This window comes from Pseudoalteromonas sp. MMG033 (genome assembly GCF_057197785.1).
Genome location: NZ_CM170070.1, coordinates 1,866,585 through 1,888,508, shown reverse-complemented (window position 1 = coordinate 1,888,508; position 21,924 = coordinate 1,866,585). Strand labels below are relative to the sequence as shown.

The 21,924-nt window shown below is 47.3% G+C and carries 2 protein-coding genes; both read right to left on the bottom strand.

Features of this window, described 5'->3' with window-relative positions; all coding sequences use genetic code 11:
• Positions 1–8: 8 nt before the first annotated feature.
• A complete protein-coding gene (locus AC2CZC_RS08235) occupies positions 9–12,053 on the bottom strand; it encodes an amino acid adenylation domain-containing protein (RefSeq protein ID WP_484584450.1) in 12,045 nt (4,014 codons plus the stop codon).
• Positions 12,050–21,922, bottom strand: coding sequence for an amino acid adenylation domain-containing protein (locus AC2CZC_RS08230; protein WP_484584449.1), 9,873 nt, complete (start codon positions 21,920–21,922; stop codon positions 12,050–12,052). The genes AC2CZC_RS08235 and AC2CZC_RS08230 overlap by 4 nt, the downstream gene beginning before the upstream one ends.
• Positions 21,923–21,924: the final 2 nt, after the last annotated feature.

Sequence of the window (21,924 nt, the reverse complement as noted above, 5' to 3'; positions counted from 1 at the left end):
ATTTACATTTAACTGTGCAGTATGTAGTATTTTTCTATCTGCGTAACAAGCGCTTGCATGTCCGCCTTGTTTTGTAAAATTGATAGGTGGTCTCCTGCTACTTCCAGTGCAGTAAGGTTCGCCACCACACGCTGCCAGCCCATGTCTAATTTCACTGCTCGCCCCTCAAACTCTTTGGTGTCTGCCGCTTTGATGACTTTGACTTTCACATCCAACAACGGCGTATCAATCACCACATTCGACAGCAATTGGGCCTTATATACTTGATAAAATGTTGCTAATTGCTGTGCTGACATATGTACGTCAACGTGTGAGAGCCAATCTGACAAAAGCGCAAACTTTGCCATTCCAGCCATTTGACTATAGTGCTCAATTTCATTTTGTCGCGGCGAAAGACCGAAAAATTCACATAAGTCATGTAACACAAACGTGTCAATTTGCCGTTCATCAACAGATGCGTTGGGCTGACTAGGCAGCGGGGTATCTAAAATGGTCAACGAGGCACACGTCAATTCACTGTACTTCGAAAGAAGACACAGCTCATAACCAATGAATGCACCAAATGAATGTGTCACGACATGGACTTGCTCAAAATCGCGCTCCAGTGCTTGCAGATAATGTTTCGCTGTCTGATGAATATCCCCTATTACATCAGGTTTGTCGGCAATTAAATCTGGTTGCAAACCATAAACAGGAATACGTGCATCAAGTCTATCCACCAACTGCACAAATGAGATGAGCAAGCCACCCGCCCCCGCTATCAGCACCACAGGCGTAAAGCCTACTTCCCCTTGCTGTAAACACATGATGCTTGTCGGTGATGTATCCTGCTGAGACAGCGTGGTACACTGGGTGTCAATAAAAGCCGCCAACGACCGCACTGTGCTATGTTGCATCACAGCAGCTAAAGGCACTGTGATTGCTAATTGAGATTGGATCTCGGCCACTAACTGCATGACCAACAAGGAGTGACCACCGAGCACAAAAAAGTCATCGTCTAGCCCGACATGGTCAACTTTAAGCAGCTGAGAAAATCGCGCTGCAATGCCAATCTCAAGGCGACTTTGTGGCTTTGTCTTAGCGTGAGTTGGCAAGCTGAGCCCTTTTGCACGGGCAACTAATGCTTTGCGGTCTAGCTTACCGCTACTGGTATGCGGCAGCGCATCGATTGAGGTGATAAGTTGCGGGACCATATAACTTGGTAGCTTAGTGCTGAGTCTCTCGCGCAGCGCTGATTTATCCACCTGTAGACGTGCCGATTCGATATACGCCACCAACTGCTCATTGCCACTGCTATCTTGGCGCACCACGACCGCGCAATTGCCAATGCCTTCAATGGCCATCAACTGACTTTCAATATCCGCAAGTTCAATACGATACCCTCGTACCTTTACTTGACCATCTCGGCGACCTAAAAAGATAACTTCGTTGCGTGCATTCACCTTCACCAAGTCACCGGTTTTATACAGTCTCAAACCGGTATGAGGGTCAATGACAAATGCCTCAGCCGTTTTTTTCGTATCTCCTAAATAGCCCCTCGCAAGACCGACACCACTAATGTACAGCTCACCAGTCACATACTGAGGCAGCGACCTAAGCTGTGCATCTAAAACATGTAATTGCAATCCGTTTACAGGACGGCCTATGGCAATGTCTTCATCTTGCCAATTCGTCACTTCTTGCAAGGTAGCTGAAATGGTGGTCTCAGTTGGCCCGTAAGCATTGATCAATCGTATCTGAGTACCTTGATTTTTTTGCCATGATTTGAGTGCCGCGAGCTGCATTTGCTCACCCCCTATGGTGATCAATCGCAACGATGGGCCAAAAGCTTGAGGCGCAGCACACAGTTGGTGCCAATATGCTGTGGGCAAACTCATTAAGCTAATATCCGCATTGTGCGTTAACTCACTGAGCCTTGCAGTATCGAGCAACTGAGACGGCTCAGCCATCACTAAAGTCGCGCCACTAAGCAAGGCGCAAAACACTTCTTCAGCAAATACATCAAAGCTAAAGCTGGCAAATTGCAGGTAGTTATCAGTGCGATTTATCTCATATTGCGCTGACAAGCTGCGCACATAATTAAGAATACTACGCTGCTCCACCATCACCCCTTTTGGCACGCCAGTGGTGCCTGAGGTATAAATCACATAGCCCAGTTCAGACCCTAAACCTGCTGTTTTTAAAGCGTCACCTGAATAGCAATCTAATTGCGCATTAACGTCATCAACTTGATAAGTGGGGCATGGTGCATCTTGGTCATGCCAAATCGCGCTATCCGTTAATACTAATGCGGCTTGGCACGATGCCACTATCAGCTGTTTTCTTTGCAGCGGCAGTGCCGATGTCATCGGTACATATGCCGCACCCGCCTTTAATACCGCCAAAACGGCAATGATAAGATCAGATCCGGGCTCAATAGCAATTCCGACAATCGGCTGCGAGTCACTGTGTCCCACCTGCTCCACCAGCCAGTGGGCGAGTCGATTACTCTGCCCGTCCAGCTCTGCATAGCTCAAGCACGCGCTGGGGCTGATATCTCCGTTATCAAAATAGACCAAAGCAGTTTCACTGCTGTGTTCAGACGCTGTTTGCATAAATGCATCTGCGAGCGTCTCAGCTTTTAGCGTGTACTCGTCAACCGTATGTCCTTTATTGGCTAATTCAAAGTGGGTAAATTCGCTCTCAACTTGCCCATGTAAGGTATTTGATAGGTCGCACAGCTTTTGTGTCGGTTGCTCACAGACTTGTTTGAGCAACTGGGCCAACATTGCGACAAAGTGCTGGCTGTGTGCTTCATTTAATACACTGGTTTGATAACACAGAGTCAAAGACAGCTGCTTATTTCCGCCTACTACAAGAGAGAGCGGATAGTGGGTCTGATCTTGATAGTCACTGCTGATGATTTCAAACGGCAGGCTCGGCCCTTGGGACAAAGGATCTGTTGGATAGTTCTCAAACACATACAGCACATCAAACAAATCCTGCTGATTGTCTATCTGGCTCCACGTTTGCACATCGCTTAAGCTGCTATGCGGAAATTGACTCAGTGCAGTCACATTGGCTTTGAATCCCTGCAAATAGTCGGTGACACACATCTGCATATCAATCTGGGTATACACAGCTTGGGTGTTAATGTAAGGACCAACACGGCTAGCCATATTACTCAGTGCAGTCGGGCGCCCCGCAACCGTTTGACCAAACATCACCTCACTGCGACCCAAACAAACACTCAACCAATAAGCGAAGACAGCTTGGATAAGTTGATTGGCAGTTAGCCCAAGTTCTGAGGCTGTTTGAGCTATCCCTTGGCACTGTGCTTCGCTCAGTACCTGATGATACTCCTGATAATGTAAAGGCTCATTGATAGTGGTTTTGAGACAGTCACTGATCAAAGTCGGTGAGTCGATATCGCTAAGATATGCTTGCCAAAACGCAGCTTCTTCAGCGCGATCACGCTGTTGTGTATACGCAATATACTCTGCAAAGTTATCTGAGTGTAACGTCGCGGTTTGGCCGTCGGTGCGCGCAGCATAAAAGCGCAGCAGCTCACTGAATAATACCGGCAATGACCAGCCATCCATGATCATATGATGATAGGTCCAGATAAAGCCAACGCGCTGCTCAGACATTAACACCAGTTGCAATCGCATACAGGGCGCTTGGTTCAGCACTATACCTTGCTGATACGCTTGTTGAGCTAACTGTTCAAAACAGCCCCCTTGCTCCTCCTGCCCTTGACCATCCACCAACTCAACAGGAACTTCTGCATGCTCTAGCACCACCTGCACTGGCTGGCCGTCAAGCGTTGTAAACGCGCTGCGCAAAATACTGTGCTGCTTGATGACTTGTTGCCACGCATAGATAAACGCCTCGCAATCAAAGTCGCCAGCAAACGTAAAGCAACATTGCTCAAGGTAAGGGCGCGCTGATTGGCTTTTTGCATCTGCTAACTGAGTTTGAAACCACATCCCTTGCTGCAATGGACTGAGCGGGTAAATATCTGCGACAGCCTGCTCAGGGTATTGGGCGATTAGCTGAGCGAGCCCTCGATTAGAACAGGTGGGGAGTAACTTAAAATCACTTTGCGTGTAATGACGCCTTGTTTGCTGTGAGCAGTGAGTAAGTACTTCATCTATCGCGCTTTGTAATTGAGCGACAAATACCTCAGCCGTGGCGTAAGAGACCTGCTTTGCATCAAAGTCACAGTGCATGCGCAAGCACTCAGCTTGAATCGAAGATGTAAGCTGCATCGCGTAAAAACAATGATTGTCTGGTGCTATCAAGTCCCCACAGGACTCATTCACATCACTAAGTAAACCCTCACTCTGGATCACGCTATCAAGTTGACCAAGGTAGTTAAAAAACACCAATTTGCTGGTGTCTATCGCCAATGCCTCTCTCACCTTTGAATCTAAATGCAAGTAACGCAGCGTACCGTAATCACTGGCTTTGTCTTGCACCGCAGCCAGAGCCTCTTTGACCGCGCAGATCATATCTCCCACTGTCGTCGCATTTACAAAAAGATGCAGTGGATACATGGCGGTCATCCACCCCAGAGTTTCACTGCCATCAACTTGCCCCTGTAATGCCTCTCGACCATGCCCTTCCATCATCAACACATGAGATTGCGCATCAGTTAACTTAAACAATGTCAGGTGCACTGCGGCCAACAATAAGGTTTGAATTTGCGTGCCGTAAGCATTATTGGCAACTGTCAGTAAGGCTTGCGTCTGCGATGTGGTGAGTTTTAATTGCAGGCTGTGAATTGATGCCTGCGTGGTTGTTTGTTCATGTATGTCAAAATATGTTTGTTTACTGGCGGCTTGTACTGCTGGCAACCAATCATCCATATTGGCATGATGTTCGGCATGATCTCGCAGCGCCTGCGACACCTGTTGAATACTGACTTTAGGTGGTGTTAAAGATATTACGTCATCTGTAACACTCATTTGCAGGGCATGATATAGGTCTTCCAATATAAGACGCCAAGAAACCCCATCAATGATCAGATGATGGGCAATGATACACAAGCGGTTTTTGTCGTCTTGCTGGCCCGTATTAGCCATGATAAAGCGTACTAAAGGCGAGCCATTAAATTGCAAACTCCGCTGCCATTGCTGACAGGTATTTTGCCACGCATCCTGCCAGCCATCTGATGCGCTAAGGTCACATTTATGGACAATGGCAGATGCACAAAGCCCATCAAAAAAATGCAGTGTGTTGTTTGCCGCCACCGTCAACCTTAAACTATCATGACGTGCGATAAGTGCTGTAACGGCTGCTTCTAATTGACCTGCTGAGACATTCTTATCTAGCCCCAACATCACCGCTTGGTTCCAGTGCGTAGGTAGTGCAAATTGCTGCTCAAAAAACCAGTACTGTGTAGGTAATAGACTGGCTTTTCCACGACTTGGAATATAAGCCACTTGATTGCTCGAAGCGCTATCTGTGTTGATAGAGGCCTGTGCGATATGTGCACTCAACTGCGCAACGCTTGAATAAGTCAACACATCAGAGACGGCTAAATCAAAGCCCAATCCCCGTGCCCGAGTAGCAATTTGTATACTTAAAATTGAATCCCCACCCATGGCAAAAAAATCATCAGCAGGCTGTAAATCAGGCCGTTTCAATAACGTACGATAAACCTGTAATAACGCACGGCTCGACTCTGTCAGCCCTTCTTCGGTATCGGTAGAACTGGCCGTTGGCACACTAACCTTGTGCTTTAATTGCATGTGCAGTGCAGGCTTATCCACCTTGCCATGGGACGTCAGCGGCATCTCAGTCAACAATACATACTTACTGGGCAGCATATGCGCTGGCAACTCATCACGAAGTTGCACTTCTAACTGCTTAGAAAGTGTTTGCTCATCCAAAGCAGCAGTTTGGCAAATAAAGGCCACTAAACAGGCGCCCGCCTCACCTGAATCACACAACAATACAATTGCTTGCTCTACTTCAGGTAGGACAATCAGTTGGCTCTCAATTTCATCCAGCTCAATGCGATAACCGCGCAGTTTGATTTGATCATCATTACGACCAATGTAAGCTAAACGCCCATTTGCAAGCTGTCTAACCAAATCCCCTGTGCGATATACCCGCATTGACTCACCAGTGGGTGCACACCAGTTGATAAAGCGCTCATTGGTAAGCGCAATGCGCCCCAAGTAGCCACTTGCCAAACTGGCGCCTACAATGCAAAGCTCGCCGATCGCACCGATGGGTTGCAATTGTTGCTGCGCGTTTAAAATGAGTAGCTGAGTATTATCAATAGGCAGGCCAATATCTGGCGTTGTTACACCCGAGTCAACGAGACCAGAAGTGGCAACCACGGCGCTTTCCGTCGGCCCATAATTATTAATGAGTGCAAATGGGTGCCCTGAAGTATCCACTGGTGCAAGCTTATCACCACCGACCAACAAATAACGCAATGACTGCGGGTTAAACTCGCTGTCAGCTAAAACCGCCTGCGCAACCGGTGTGGCTAAAAAGCTATGGGTGACTTGGTGCGAATGCATTGCTTGCATCAAAAGCCGTGCATCACTAAAGGTAGTTTTTGGTAAAAATACCAATTGCGCACCCGCCACCAAATAAGGCCACACTTCCCATGCCGCAGCATCAAATGCCACACTGGCAGTCTGTGTCGCTACAGAGTAGCTATCTACAGCAAAGGCGCGCTGGTGCCACTGGCACAAGTTCATTAATCCTTGATGGGTATTCATCACCCCTTTTGGTTGGCCTGTGGTGCCGGAGGTGTAGATCACATAAGCGAGCTGCGCTGCATTTGCAGGGAGCGACGGCAACGCCCTCCTTTGAGTAGACATCACATCAAGGGCTTCAACATCAATCAGTTGAGTCGAGTTCGCTTCCTCATTATCAAACAAATCAAAACCCAAAGAGTTTGTTAGTACAAACTTACAACCACTATCTTTGGCAATAAAGTGGATCCGAGACTGTGGATAGCTAGGGTCAACTGGCACATAACATGCGCCAACTCGCATCACCGCAAGCAGTGCAGTGATCCACCGACTCCCAGCTGGTAGGCAGACCATAACTCGGTCGTCATTTTGTAGCCCTTGTTCAGTTAAATACACAGCAAACTGTTCGGCAGCTGATAGCAGCTCGCCATAAGTCATGCATGTGCCATCTATGTCTACAAGTGCCGTTTGATTGGCAGACTCGGTATTCTGATGAGCCCAAATAGGCTGCAGTACGCTCGGCGAGTACAGCGCGTGTTGCTCACCACATAATATCTGTTTTTGCCATGTTGCAGTTTTTACTAATGGCAGTTCAGTTACCCGCTGATCTAGGTTTGTCACCGCAGCTTTCACCATGGCCTCAAACGCGTCAGCCAATCCCGCGATTGCATGATGAGAAAATAGGGTTTTGTCATAAACCCAATTGAGCCGTATGCCATCAGACTGCTCACTACAAGTTAGGTCGAGCTCAAACTTTGCCTGACTATTAGGCTCATCCAATGCAGTGACTTGTATGTCGCCTAATGTCAACTCAGTGTGCTCTTTTGGGTCAAACGCAAAGCTGATTTGAAATAAGCTGTGATGGCTCAGGTCTGTTCGCGGCTCACAGAGCGCTGATATTTGCTCAAAAGGCATCGCTTGATGCTCATGTGCAGCTAAGATCTGCGTTTTTTGCGCAGCCAATAACGATTCGAGGGTCATCTCTGGTGTAAACTGCACGCGGATGGGGAGTACATTAACAAAAAAGCCAACAATGTCTTTGAGCTGAGCATGGTGACGCCCAGAAAATGGTGAACCTACCACCACATCAGATACTTGACTGCAACGGGCAATACACACAGAAAATAACGTGTGTAGCCACATAAAATGGCTCATCCCTAAACGCTGACATTGCAAAGTAATGTGTTCAGACAAAGCGCTGTCAAAATGGCTAATGTATGTTGCACCGAGTTGCTGAGACTGGTTGCTACGCACCCCATCTAAAGCCAGCTCATGGACCTGAGGCGCCCCTGCCAAATAGTCTTGCCAAAATGCCAAATGTGCTGCGCCTTGCAACTGTGCTTGCTGCCATATTGCATAATCAAGATAGGTAACTTGTTCCGCAGCCTCACAGCCCACGTCAGCTTTAGTGCCATCGCACGCGCGCTGATATGCCACAGCCAGGTCATCAACGATAAGCCGTAAAGAGTGCGCATCACAGGCAATATGATGCACATTGATGCGTAACTTAAACTCTCTTTGCGATAACTTCAGTAAGTGCACTCTGAGCATTAAGTCTCGCTCAAGGTCGAATGCCTGCTGGTCATCATCGCGTTGTAGTTTGCGCCAAGCAAGGTCACTCTGCTGAGCAGACTTATCAGAGATATCCACCACCTGCAAAGGCACAGAAAAATCGGGGAGAATACGCTGTTTCGGTGCACCAGATTGATCTGTATCGATCACTGTTCTTAAAATAGCATGGCGCTGAATAACCTGCTGCCAAGCGGCTTCAAAAGCACTTAAATTCAATTCCCCTTTAAGTAAAAATGACATGGGAACGTGATAAACAGCGACAGCTTGCTCAGCGCTTTGAATGTTATCTAACGCCCACAACCGCTGCTGAGCAAACGAAACAGGGCCCTGTGTTTGCTTTGTACACTGTAATGCTGGAACTACCGACGCCTCACTTACAGAGGCTTTATCAGCCAGCCGCTGCGCCAGCGCTTTAACACTGGAATATTGGAATAGCTCAAAAAGTACAGCATCTAAGCCAAAGTGTGCTTTTAAGTAATAACACAGCTCGACTGCAAGCAATGAATGCCCGCCCAGAGTAAAAAAGTCATCCTGCAAGCCAACTTCATGGGGGCATTGCAATACAGACTTGAACGCATCCGCGACTTGTATTTCAACAGAGGTGGTGGGCGCTTCAAAAGGTGCTTTATCGTTATCTATTTCAATTAAAGATAACAATGCTTTTTTATCTACCTTGCCATTCACTGTCAGTGGCATCTTAGACACAGAGCGTGCAAAACTTGGCAGCATAAAATCAGGTAGAGTGGCTTTTAAAAAGGTGTTTAGCTGGGCACTTAAATCAGTAAATGTCGCATCATCACCTTCGGTAATAAATGCCGCGATGTAAGCGCCTTTAACTGGATGCTGGTTGAGTATTACTACCGCTTCATCAACCCAAGGGTGCATCCTGAGCTGATTTTCTATTTCACCCAACTCAATACGGTATCCACGCACTTTAACTTGGTCGTCAATACGACCGATGTACGTCATTTCTCCATCCGGCAGCAGTCGCACTAAATCTCCTGAACGATACAGCCTTTCGCTATGTCCCTTTGCTAAACTCAGTTCAACAAATCGTTGCTGGTTTAGCTCAGGGCGTTGCCAATAGCCCCGTGCGACACCTTCACCGCCAACATATAACTCGCCAATGGCACCTTGCGGCAGCAGGCGCTGTTGGTTGTCTAACACATAACTAGATGTCGTTTGGATGGGTTTACCTATGTTACTTTGGCCAACGGCAAGATCCTCATCACTGAGGCGCTTAAAAGTGACATGCACCGTGGTTTCTGTGATCCCATACATATTGATCAACTGACATGCCGGTACTAGCTTGCGCCATGGTTTGATTTTGCTCGGTTGCAGCGCTTCGCCACCAAAAATAACATATCGAATGGTTGGCTGCTGATGGGTTTCTTCCACCAGCCGCTGCATACAACTTTGCAGCACATAAAACGCACTGGGCGTTTGGTTTAATACTGTCACACCTTCGCGAAGTAGTAGCTTAGCAAACGACTCGGTATCTTTTGCCGTATGACTATCAACCACCACAAGCTTGCCGCCAAACAAGAGTGCGCCGTACATTTCCCAGACCGAAAAATCAAAGCAAAACGAGTGAAATAAACTCCATACATCTTGCTCATCAAAATCAAATAAGTTCGGCTCTGTGAACAACAAACGTACGACATGACGATGCTCTATTTGCACTCCTTTGGGCTTGCCTGTGGTACCTGAGGTATAAATCACATAGGCAAGGTGATCCGGCTGTATCTTTGGCACTACAAATTGTCGGCCACTGTGCGCGTCAATCGCTCTTTCTGCCATAATGCACCGCACTGCAAGCTGAGAAAACAATGCAGCACTTTGCTCATCACACACCAACAAATCACTGTTGATATCCGATAGAATGTACTCAATTCGTTCTTGTGGGTAACTTGGGTCGATAGGGACATAAGCACCGCCCGCTTTTAAAATCGCCAGCAATGCGACCACCATGTCGGTGCTGCGCGTCATGCTCACAGGTACCAACTGCTGAGGTTTGACGCCTTCAGCAATTAACGTGCAAGCAAGGGCATCAATGCGCACTCCAAGCTCGGTGTACGTAAGCGAAGATGTTCCATCGGTCACCGCAGTGCGCGAGCCAACATTAATGATCTGCTGTTCAAATAACGAGACGATGCTGTGTTGCTCTGGCCAATTCGCTTGGCACTGCGGCTGAGATAGCAGTTGATTGGCATGTGACTCATCCAATAAGGGCACATCCCCCACTGCCATAGTCGGGTGATTGACTATGCCTTCGAGCATCACGGCAAAGCTGCTTGCCCAATTTTGAATCGTTTCCCTGTGGTAAAGATCACTGTCATACTTCCAATGAACCACCAAAGCCTCACCATCAAACTGGGCATGTAGTTCTAGGTCACACTTAACCGCAACGCTCTGATTATCTAATGCTTTACACTCTTCCACCTCAAGCCCATTTAACGTCAGAGTTTGTTCATCCGGTTGGGTTAATGAAAATAAGATTTGTACTACAGGATGATGGCTTAAATCTCGCGTCTGGCCTAAGTGTTCAACCAATTTATCAAAAGGCAATGCTCGATATTCCAGCGCTGCTAAATTACGCGCTTTTTGCGCTGCAAACCATTGCTCACAAGAAAGCTGCTCATCGACTTCGGCATGCATCACTAAAGTGTTCACGAACAAACCAATCAAGTGTTCTAATTGAGGGTTATCACGTCCAAGTACTGGTGTGCCAATTACCGCACGAGATTGCTGGTTCAAACGTGCAATGAACAGCATGACACTGCTACTTAGCCACATAAAAAGTGAGCTTTGCTGCGCAGAAGATAAAGAAACTATGCGCTTAGTGAGATCACGAGACAGGGATTGCACATAGCGCGCCCCCTGATCTGTTTGCACGGCCATTCTTGGCCTATCACTCGGCAATGATTGTAGTGGATCCAAGCCCGCTAATTGCGATTTAAAATACGCCAGGTGGGCCGCAAAGTGCTCATCACACAGTTGTGCTCGCTGCCACGCCGCATAGTCAACATACTGTAGTGCTAAAGTCGGTAATTGTGCCTGTGTCTTGCTCAGATCGGCGTTGTAAATGGTCGCTACTTCGTCCACTAAATTCGCCATAGATGCACCATCTGAGACGATATGGTGCATATTAAAAAATAACCGGTGCTGATGCGTATCAGACAGCACTAAAACACGGATTAAACAGCCGCTTTCAAGGTTAAATTCTCGTGTGCAAAAATGCTTAATATGGCTGTCGATTTGCTCGGCTTTCTCATCAATTGATAACTGGCTGACATCAAGCCACTCAAACGGTGTTTCAAAGTCTCGCATGATGCGTGTATAGGGCTTACCATTTGACTCATCCCCAGCAAGAAACTGGCAGCGCAAACTTTCATGACGCTCAATCACTTGTCCAATGGCATATTTCAAGGCATCAACATCAAGCTCTCCAGTTAAACGAAACGAGGCTGGCATGTAATACTGCTGGCCACCATGCAGCTGCTCAATAAACCACAAACTCTCTTGTGCAAAACTCAGCGGGAGCTGTTCGGTACGCGCTATTGGACGAATAGTCCCATCGTGCGCTAACACTGTGTGGGTTCGCTGTTGTTGAAAATAGCTTACTAAGTCTGCTTTATTGGCGATGACCTTGCTTTTAAGTGCTTCAGGAAAAGCACCTTTTTGACGAAATGCCAAGCGGCCGTCTTTTTCGTATAACGTGACCCCTGCATCTAGCGCCTCAGCAATCAGCGATTCAAGTTCTAGTGTCTGACTCGTTATCACAGGAACATCTCCTCTGATGAATCACTATCACTAAGCTGCGCTTGTTCATAAGTAGTGTTGATCCGGATCCACTTCACCAATGCGGTTATAGTGGGTCGCTCAAACAATACCCGCATCGGCACAGCTATATTCAACTGCTCTTGAATTAATCCAGCACATTGAATTGCCAGCAAAGAGTGCCCGCCCAGAGTAAAGAAATTATCTGTGATCCCAAATTCATCTACTGCCAGCACAGTAGCAAAAATTTGATGCAGCGCTTTTTCAAGATCAGAGCTTGGCACAACCACCTCAGCCTTGCTTTGACACTGATGTGCCCAGCTTTTCAAGGAATGAGTATCTAGCTTGCCATTATTAGTCAAAGGCAAATGCGTCACTTGAATAAAGCGATGTGGCAACATATAAGTTGGTAACTGTAATGCAAGCTGCTCACAATATTGGATGCCACGTATCTCATCAACTAACTGGGGCAATGACACTGTTTGGCCGTCATTTTCGAGCACAACAAATGCCTCGATATTGTCTCCCTTATCGTTCAACAACACCTGAGCTTCTTTAATCTCTGCTTGCTGCACTAAATAGTGTGCAATTTCGTCCAATTCGATACGATATCCGCGCAATTTCACTTGTTGGTCAATGCGCCCGGCAAACCTTAATTGCATGGCATTTGACGCTTCATCGAATTGCCACTTTGCTTTATCACCGGTGCGATAAAAACGTACCGCTTGCGCTGTTGACTGTAATGACAGGGTGATAAATTTCTCACCGGTCTGTTCCGACTTGCCTAAATAGCCACCGCTGATGGCGTCGCCAGACACATACAGCTCCCCCAATACGCCATTTGGCACAAATTGCTGTAGCTCATCTAGCACCACACAATGACTGTATGGCATCGCTTGGCCAATTGGCACATCATACTGACCGCTTGCAATAAGCTGCTCAATCGTTTGACTGTCACAGCGGTAAATACTGGTGCCGACTGTCGCCTCCGTTGGTCCATATTCATTGACCCACTGAGTATTCGGTAAAAACACATCCAGTGCTTTTAGCAACTGACATGACAACGTTTCTCCGCCAATAACCACACAATGCCGCCCGCTAAATTGGCGGGTCAAAGACAACTGGTTAGCCACTTCCAATGCGCCTTTAAGGTGTGCTGGGGTTACTTTTAACATGTAGGATTCATGACTAAACAAGCGCTTAGCTAGTTCAGCTAACAAGGTGTCATTGTCATCGATGAGTTCGATACCTAACCCTGCCAGCAAGCCGCCCCACAAGGTGGTGACTGTGGCATCGAACGCAACGGGGGTGCTTACTATCGCGCATGAAAGGGTGCTGTTGGTATACTCTCTAATGGCAAATGACACATAATGGTGTAAGTTCTGGTGGCTGATTTGCACGCCCTTGGGCTGACCCGTCGTCCCCGAGGTGTAGATAACATAGGCCAAGGCATCAACATGGGGTTTAGGCAGTGCACCTTGATCGCACGATGCTGGCCAATTGGCTGAGTCGTTGATTGAAAATAAAGTCAGCGGCGACTGCGCAATCGAGTCTGATAAATTTGCCAGCCCGCGTATCAAATCATCACTGCTGATCACACCCGCAGAACCACTGTCTTGCAAAATATATTGAATGCGTGCGGCGGGCAATTTAGGGTCAATTGGTACATAGGCACACCCAGCACGTAATACGGCAAGTAATGCAACCACCATATCCGCACTCGGCGATAAGCACACCGCCAACTTATCATCAGCATTTACGCCATTTGCCAATAAGTGACTTGCCAGAGATCCCGCTCGTTGCCACAGCGCTTCATAGCTCAACGAGCGCCCCTCTGCATCAGTGACAGCCACCTTATCCTTGTGCATATACACCACGTTTTCAAAACGCTCATGTAAACACACAGGCATATCATGCTCACAGATATGGCCTGCAGCTTTAGCAAGTGCTTGTTGCTGCTCAGGGGATAAAATTGCCAAGCGACTAATCGGCCAATCAGGACCGTTTAAAGCGGCATCAATCATAACATTGAACGCTTCTGCCATAGCCGCTATGGTGCTTTGTTTGAACAACGCGCTGCTAAAGCGCCACTCTAATTCAATTTCCGCCCCCTGCTCTATGGCATTGACCTCTAAATCAAACTTGAGGTTAAGTGACTCTAAAGGCGCCTCTTCAATGTGCAGATCAGGTAAGGCGATATCAACAACTTCGTTGTTTTGAAGCGCAAATAAAATCTGAAATAATGGCTGGTGGCTTAAGCTACGCTCAGGATTCAAGGCTTCAACCACCTGCTCAAATGGCAGCGATTGGTGCTTAAACGCATCTAAAATCACGGCTTTTTGCTGAGCAAGATACTGATTAAACGTGAGGTGCTTCTCAGCCTGAGCTCGGATCACCACCGTATTTACGAAAAAGCCAATTAACTCATTAAGTTGTTTTTGAGTTCGCCCCGCAACTGGCGAGCCAACCGCGACATCATCAACACCACTCATGCGCATCATCAACAGCGAAAATGCACTGTGTAACCACATAAATAAGGTCACAGACTCAGTCTGACACTGGTTTTTTATGGCAGCGGTGGTCGCCTCATTGAGCTTCACTTTGAATTGCTTCGCTGCCAACGCTTGCACTTTGGGCCGTGCAAAGTCCAATGGTAATTGATGAATTGGCGGGCTGCCAGCAAGTTGCTGGCGCCAGTAATCAATTGCAACTTGCTGCTTGTCTGGTGTGAAATGTGCCCTTTGCCAATGTGCAAAGTCCGCATATTGCACCGCCAATGGCTGACTCAGTACATGCGGGAGTTGGTAATCTGCTTCACCTTTATGATGGCGATAAAATGCGATAAATTCTTTGACTAAAATGGCCATTGACCAACCATCACTGGCAATGTGATGCATATTGAAATGCACCCAATAGCACTGCGATTCGCGTTTTATCACAGTAACGCGCAGCATCACATCTTGACTCAAATCGAAGGCTTTTTGACAAAACTGCGCCTTAAGCTGAGCTTCTCTGTGGCACTTGTCGCTTTCATCTAACATCGAAATGTCTTCATAGATCAGCGGCACTTCTACCTGATCTTTGATCAGCTGTTCAGGTGACTCACTGCTTGCACCCGGCAATATGATGCTTCGCAGCACTTCGTGTCGTGTAATAATGCTCTCAAGTGCAGCATTAAATGCAAAAAGGTCAAGCTCTCCAGTAAAGACAAAGCTGGCAGGCATATGATATTGGCTACTGCCACTTTGTAGCTGATCAATAAGCCACAAACGTTGCTGGGAGAACGACAGCGGTAACGAATGAGTGCGCTCAACCATTGGGATTTCATCCCCTGTCGCTAACCGCTCAAAACTCGGTAGTGCATCAGCCAAGGCCTGTACACTCGGGGTTTTAAATAATTGCGGTAGGGTAATATCAACTTGCATTTCTTGACGAATTTGGCTGATAAGCTTGATCGCCAATAAAGAGTGGCCACCTAGCTCAAAAAAGCTGTCCTCTAGGCCAATACTCGCTGTTGGCAATATCGCCTGATACAACCCCATCAGCGTTTTTTGCTGTTCGGTCAATTGAGTATGCTGAGCGACCACATTGCTTTGCGCAGTATCTTGCTTTGTTGTTTCATAATCTGCGATTAAGGCCGCTTTATCCACTTTGCCGTTGGCAGTTAAAGGCATTACAGCAACAGTATGAAATGCCGCGGGGATCATATAGCTTGGCAACACCTCAGAGAGTTGCTGGCGCAATTGACGCGCAGACAATTTAGATTCAGTTTGCCATAGCACATGTGCTATCAGAGTTTGCGCATTGTCATCTACTGTCAGCGCGCAATCAACAATGCCCTGTATCGCCAAAATAAATTGCGATATAGCGTCTAAATCAATACGGTAACCACGCAGTTTAACTTGCTCATCTGTACGCCCCAAGTAACGAAGGTATTTAGGTGCACCGTGCGCGTCGAGTTGCCATTTCACCACATCACCAGAGCGATAAACAGACTGCATATGGTTTGCTGTGATGGTTCGCAATGTGAACTTTTTCGCTGTTAACTCTGCTTGATTAACATACCCTTGGCTCACCATACTACCCGCAATCAAAAGCTCACCGGCCATATTTCGTGCTACTGGTTGGTCAAATTCATCGACAACGAGCAAGGTGGCTCCCTCAATCGCAGAGCCAATGGGTATATCTGGCGCAGCTGCCAGTTCCGCCTGTGACATGGTTGTCGGAATATCAAACACACTGACACCCACAGTACTTTCAGTCGGGCCATACTCATTCACGATGTGACAGTTAGGCAACTTCTCTCTGAATTTAACCACCAGATCAGACTGAAGCGCTTCTCCGCCAACAATTAATCGGTGCAGGGTTTCACAAATTGGCTTGTCGTCCGTCAGAGATAAAACCGCACGTAAATGGGCGGGGGTTAATTTAAATAATGCGGCTTGTTTTGCCCAGAGCTTATCAATTAATTCAGGGATGAGCGCCACACCCTGCGGCAAAATAGTCAGTGAGCCCCCGCTCATTAATGTCGGCACAATCGCCGTTACTGTGGCATCAAATGCCGCAGGCGTGCTCATCACACTGTGCTGTAGCTCTAGCATCATATAACTGCTCATGGCATGGTGAAGATAGCCTTGCAAATTACTGTGATTAATGGGCACCCCTTTAGGTTGCCCCGTTGAACCTGAGGTATAAATGATATAGCAATCTCTTGCTGCCAGTGGTAACTCACAAGCAGGCAAGTCATTAATGTCTGCTGCTGTATCAGGGTATGAAGACAGTATTGACTCTTCGCTCAATGCATCATCTAGCAGTAAAAAGTCACTGCCAGCTTCTATCAGTTTGTCCGCGCTCTCACTGAATGCCAGTGTCAACATCACGTCCGCATCTGAGATGACATGCTCGAGTGTTTTTACTGGTGTGTCATGGTGCAAAGGCACATAAACATGCTCTGCTTTTAGCACCCCTAACATGGCAATCACGGTCAGCGGCCCTTCTGGCAACAATAGCGCAATACGCGTTTGTGGTTCGAAAGCCATCTCCAGCAAGCAATGCGCCAGCTGATTCGTAATGCGATCAACCTCTTCATAGCACCAGCTTTGCGCTGCAAAACTCAACGCCGTTCGCTGGGGGTGCTTGTGTGCAACTTGGCTAAATTGCATCGCCCATGAAGTCACCTCCGAATTAACCACTTCGATTGACTGACTTGCACGAATAAAAGCCTGCGAAACAGCGGGACGCCACAGGGTTAACTGAGACAAGGCTATATCTGGGTTATCGAGACATTGCTCCAATACCCACAGATATTGCGCATGAAAGTCTGCCATACTCTGCGGATCCCAAAGTGCAGTATCAAAGAGCCATTCAATGCAACATGTCTTGGCATCATCGATGACACATACTTCCAGATCAAGCTTGGCACTGCGTGCAGTTTGCGGTATCAGTTGCACCTCTAAATCTTGAAGCTGTAGAGTTTCGTTGACTTCGGTATTCACCCTAAATACGATCTGTGCCAACGGGTGTATCGCCAAGTTACGTGGCACGTCAAGTGCCTCTACCAACACATCAAATGGCACCACTTGATGGGCTTGTGCTGCCAAAAACTGCGCCTGACTGTCCTGTAAAGCCTCGTTAAACTGTGTACCTGTGGTAAATTTATCTCTCAAGACCAAGGTATTAATAAAGTTACCAATGACGGGCTCAAAAGCCTGCATTTCGCGCCCTGATACCGGCGTGGCAATCACGATATCTCGTTGCTGCTGTGCACGGCTCATCCACATACTAAACGCCGTTTTTAGCACTTGAAAGCGCGTGCATCCATGATGCTTGCAAAATACATGCATCGCACCTCTAAGCGAGTTCGGCAGCTCAAAGCAAGCAAGCTCCCCGCCTTTAACCGCTTCATTGGATCTGGCTCTGTCTGTGGGCAACATATGTACTTGCGGTATCTCTGCCAGCGCTTCACGCCAGTATTCTAGGCTTACTTGCCAATTTTCAGTGTCAGATACTCTGCGCTGCCAATCGATGAAGTCTAAATAGGTAAACTGCGGTGCTTCAATGGCATAATTTTGCTGCTCACTCGCTTGATACGCACGACTTAATGCATCGGCTAAGACTGCAATTGACCACCCATCTGAAATAATGTGATGCATGGTGATAAGCAGCATATGACTGGTTTGAGTGCATTTTACAAGTGTGGCTCGGAGCATCAGATCTGTGCTTAAATCAAAACCACGCTTGGTATCCGCCGTCACAATATCATCAATAAGACGCTGTTGATGACTGCCTTCATACGCTGATAAATCATCGTAATTCAGGGCAAAAACCTTGTCCGCATTGTCTTTTTGATAGGCCGTGCCCTGCGTATCTTGATGGAAGGTAAAACGCAGCATGGGGTGAGCTTGGACCACAGAACAAAATGCTCGATCTAAGCGCTCACAATCCAACTTACCCGTTATGTAATACGCACCTTGCAAATGGTATTGCTCACTGTGCCCTTGCATCTGGTCTATAAACCAAATTCGCTGCTGAGCAAAAGACAGCGAGTAGCTATCCTGCTTTGCAATTGACCTCACAGGAAGCTGTTCAATCTGCATATCCTGAGACTCTATACACAATGCCAATTCCGCTATGCAGGGGTTCGCAAAAATATGCTTTAAATTCAGAGATACGCCACATTGCACCTTAACCTCATTGAGTAGACGCATGGCCAATAATGAGTGTCCGCCAATAGCAAAAAAGCTATGATCAATGCCAATCCCTGAACAGCCTGTTAAAGTCGCAAACATATCCAAGAGCTGATGATGAAGTGCCGTTTGCGGTGCACGCGTTGCATCTGATATTTCTATGCTCAGCGATGCAAGGGCCCTGCGGTCTATTTTTCCATTATTCAGCTTGGGCAGTGAGGCTTGTTTGATCAAATATGCGGGGATCATGTGCGCAGGTAATTGCTGCTTTAACTGCTGTCGAATTACAGATTCACACTGCGTCCGTTCAGTGCGTTTTCCATCTGGTACAAAGTAGCCCACCAGCATGTTTTGCTGTGCAACTTGGCGGCAGATCACCGCGACTTCTTGCACTTGCTCCAGCGCTTGTAGCTTGCTTTCAACTTCAGCAATATCAACTCTAAAGCCATTGATTTTAAGTTGCTTATCCAGTCTGCCTAAAAACTCGACTTGACCGTCAAAATTACACTTAACTTGGTCGCCTGTACGATAATAACGGGCTGAATCGCCATCACCGACTTTAAGTGATACAAAGGCTTCGTCAGTCACTTTTGCGGCATTAATATAGCCATTTGCAAGACTCTCACCACCAATGTAAAGCTCTCCGGGTACACCCGCACACACGGGTTGTTGCTGCGCATCTAATATCGCGAATCTAATATGATTAAATGGCGCACCGATGGGGATGGACTCCAAATCATGCTCAGTTGGGATCTCAAAGGTGCACACTCCGATACACGCCTCAGTTGGCCCATAGTGATTAAACAGTCGTGCATCAGCGTTTAAGTTTCGAAGCTGCTGCACTAAGGTCAAACTAAGCGCCTCACCACCGAGTATCCACTGCTCGACATGTAAAGTGGATTGCTGCAACCAAGGCAATAACACCTGTGCAAAAGAAGGAGTGAGCTTTATCAGATTTACGTCGTGCTGATGACATGTTTTCACCAGCAATTCAGGTTCCGTGCTATCGCATAGCAGTACAGAGCCAGCCCCCATTAGCACTGGAAATATCCCTGTAAGCCCTAAATCAGTCGCAAGCCCAGTGACGATCGCCGAACGTGTCTCTTGAGTGAATGTCACACGCTCAGATACGCCCGCGACATACCTTGCCAGCGCATGGTGCGATATCACCGCACCTTTTGGTTTACCTGTACTGCCAGAAGTAAACATCACATAAGCAATGTCTTCACCTAATGGCATATTGGGCAAGCTTTGCTGTACACTTTGCGCATATAGACGGCTTATATCGAGCACATCTATACCATCCTCTTGCAGCTTTTCTATCTGCGCCAAGTGCTCACTCGCACATAACACACGCTGACTGCCTGCTTGTGACATGATTTCCAAGATACGCTCTGCTGGCGTCGCTGCATCGATAGGCAAATACGCGATACCCGCACGCATCGCCCCAAGCATCCAAATTAAGCTTTGAATATCACGCTGAACTAATAACGTGATCGGTGATGATGGAGGCTGATGCAGTGCATATAGGCGCAGAGCCACGCCTTCTAATTGCGTGATTAACGCATCATAGCTCATCACCGAAGGGGCTTGCCCACTCTCTGCGTTTTCTTGGATCAACGCTGTGCGCTCTGGGTAGCGCTGAGCGCTGTGATAAAGCCCTTCAATGACACTCACTGGTGCATCATTCAGCTGTGCAGCTCCCAAGATTGGTAGCGACGAAGGCAGTGAAATTTGACCGATAACTTGCTCTGTAGAGTGACAGGCCATATCAATCAAGGCAGTATAATCATCTGTAAATTGCTGCACAAATCGGGCATCAAACAGCTGCTTTGCATAATCTAGGCTCAGCTGTATGCCATCATGATCATCTGTGATACTCAAGGTCAGATCGTACTTGGCAGTGTGATTATCCAAATCAAAAAGCTCAGCACTGAGCTCATCGTTACGCACCACTCTTTGAGCAATACCATTGTAGTTAAACAATATTTGGAACAGCGCCGAATGCGCGGTGGATTTTGCCAAATCCAATGCATCTATGATCTCTTCCACCGCAACACTTTGGTGTTCAAGACCGGCTTTTACTAATTGGTGAGTTTGGGTCAAAATTTGCGCTAACGACTGCTGACCATGCAATCGTGCTCGCATCGGCAGCGTGTTAATAAAGCAGCCGACTACCTGCTCAAACTCAGCTTGAGTGCGATTTAAAACCGGCACACCTACAGTAATATCTTCAGCATGCCCATAGCGATGTAAAAGGGCATAAAATACCCCTAAAAAGCCTGCAAATGGGGTAACACCTAACTGCTGGCACAATGCAGAAAAGCGCTGTGCCTGAGACTGTGAAATAGACGCCTTTAGTTTGGCACCTTGATATTGCTTGTGTGCTTCACGTGGCACACTGGTCGGCAACTCAAAAACTGATAGATCTGCCAGTTGTTGCTGCCAGTAACTCAACTGCTGTTGATACGCGCTGCTTTGCTGGTATTTGTTTTCCCAGTGCACAAAGTCCAAATATTGAAGCGTTTTTTGCGCTTCAGCTTGTCCCGCTAATTCATCAATCAGTGACTGCGTAAACAGTCGAATTGACCAACCATCGGCGACAATATGGTGCATACACACATATAGCCATTGACCTTGCTCCTGCGCCACCAACAAGCGCGCTCTTACTAAGAGCTCTGACTCTAAATCAAATTGATAAGTTAACTCATTCTGTACCTTCTTCGCGGCGGCTTCACTGTCTATGCTGCCTGCCACAGATTGCACTTGTAAGGTCAGTTTTGCATCACGATTAACACTCTGGACAACCTCACCATCTTGCTCCTTGAATTGACTACGCAGTACATCATAACGCTGTAACACCGCATTTAGTGCGCTTTCTATTTGTGCCGGGCTATATGCTTTTGATAAGCGTAACAACCCCGCCATATTGTATGCATTGAGCTGTGTTTCGTACTGCTCGATAAACCAAATACGCTGCTGCGCGCGCGACAGCTTACCCACCTTTTGATGATGTCGCTGCATATATGCAATAAGTGCTTGCTTATGCTCCCTTATCAGCGCTAACTTTTGCGGCGGTATCTCGCTTTGCCGACTTCTGAGCTTTAAACGTCCATCTTGCACATATACAAAGATCCCTTGGCCATCTAACTCGGCCAATAAAGTTTCAATCGCTGAATTTTCCATTC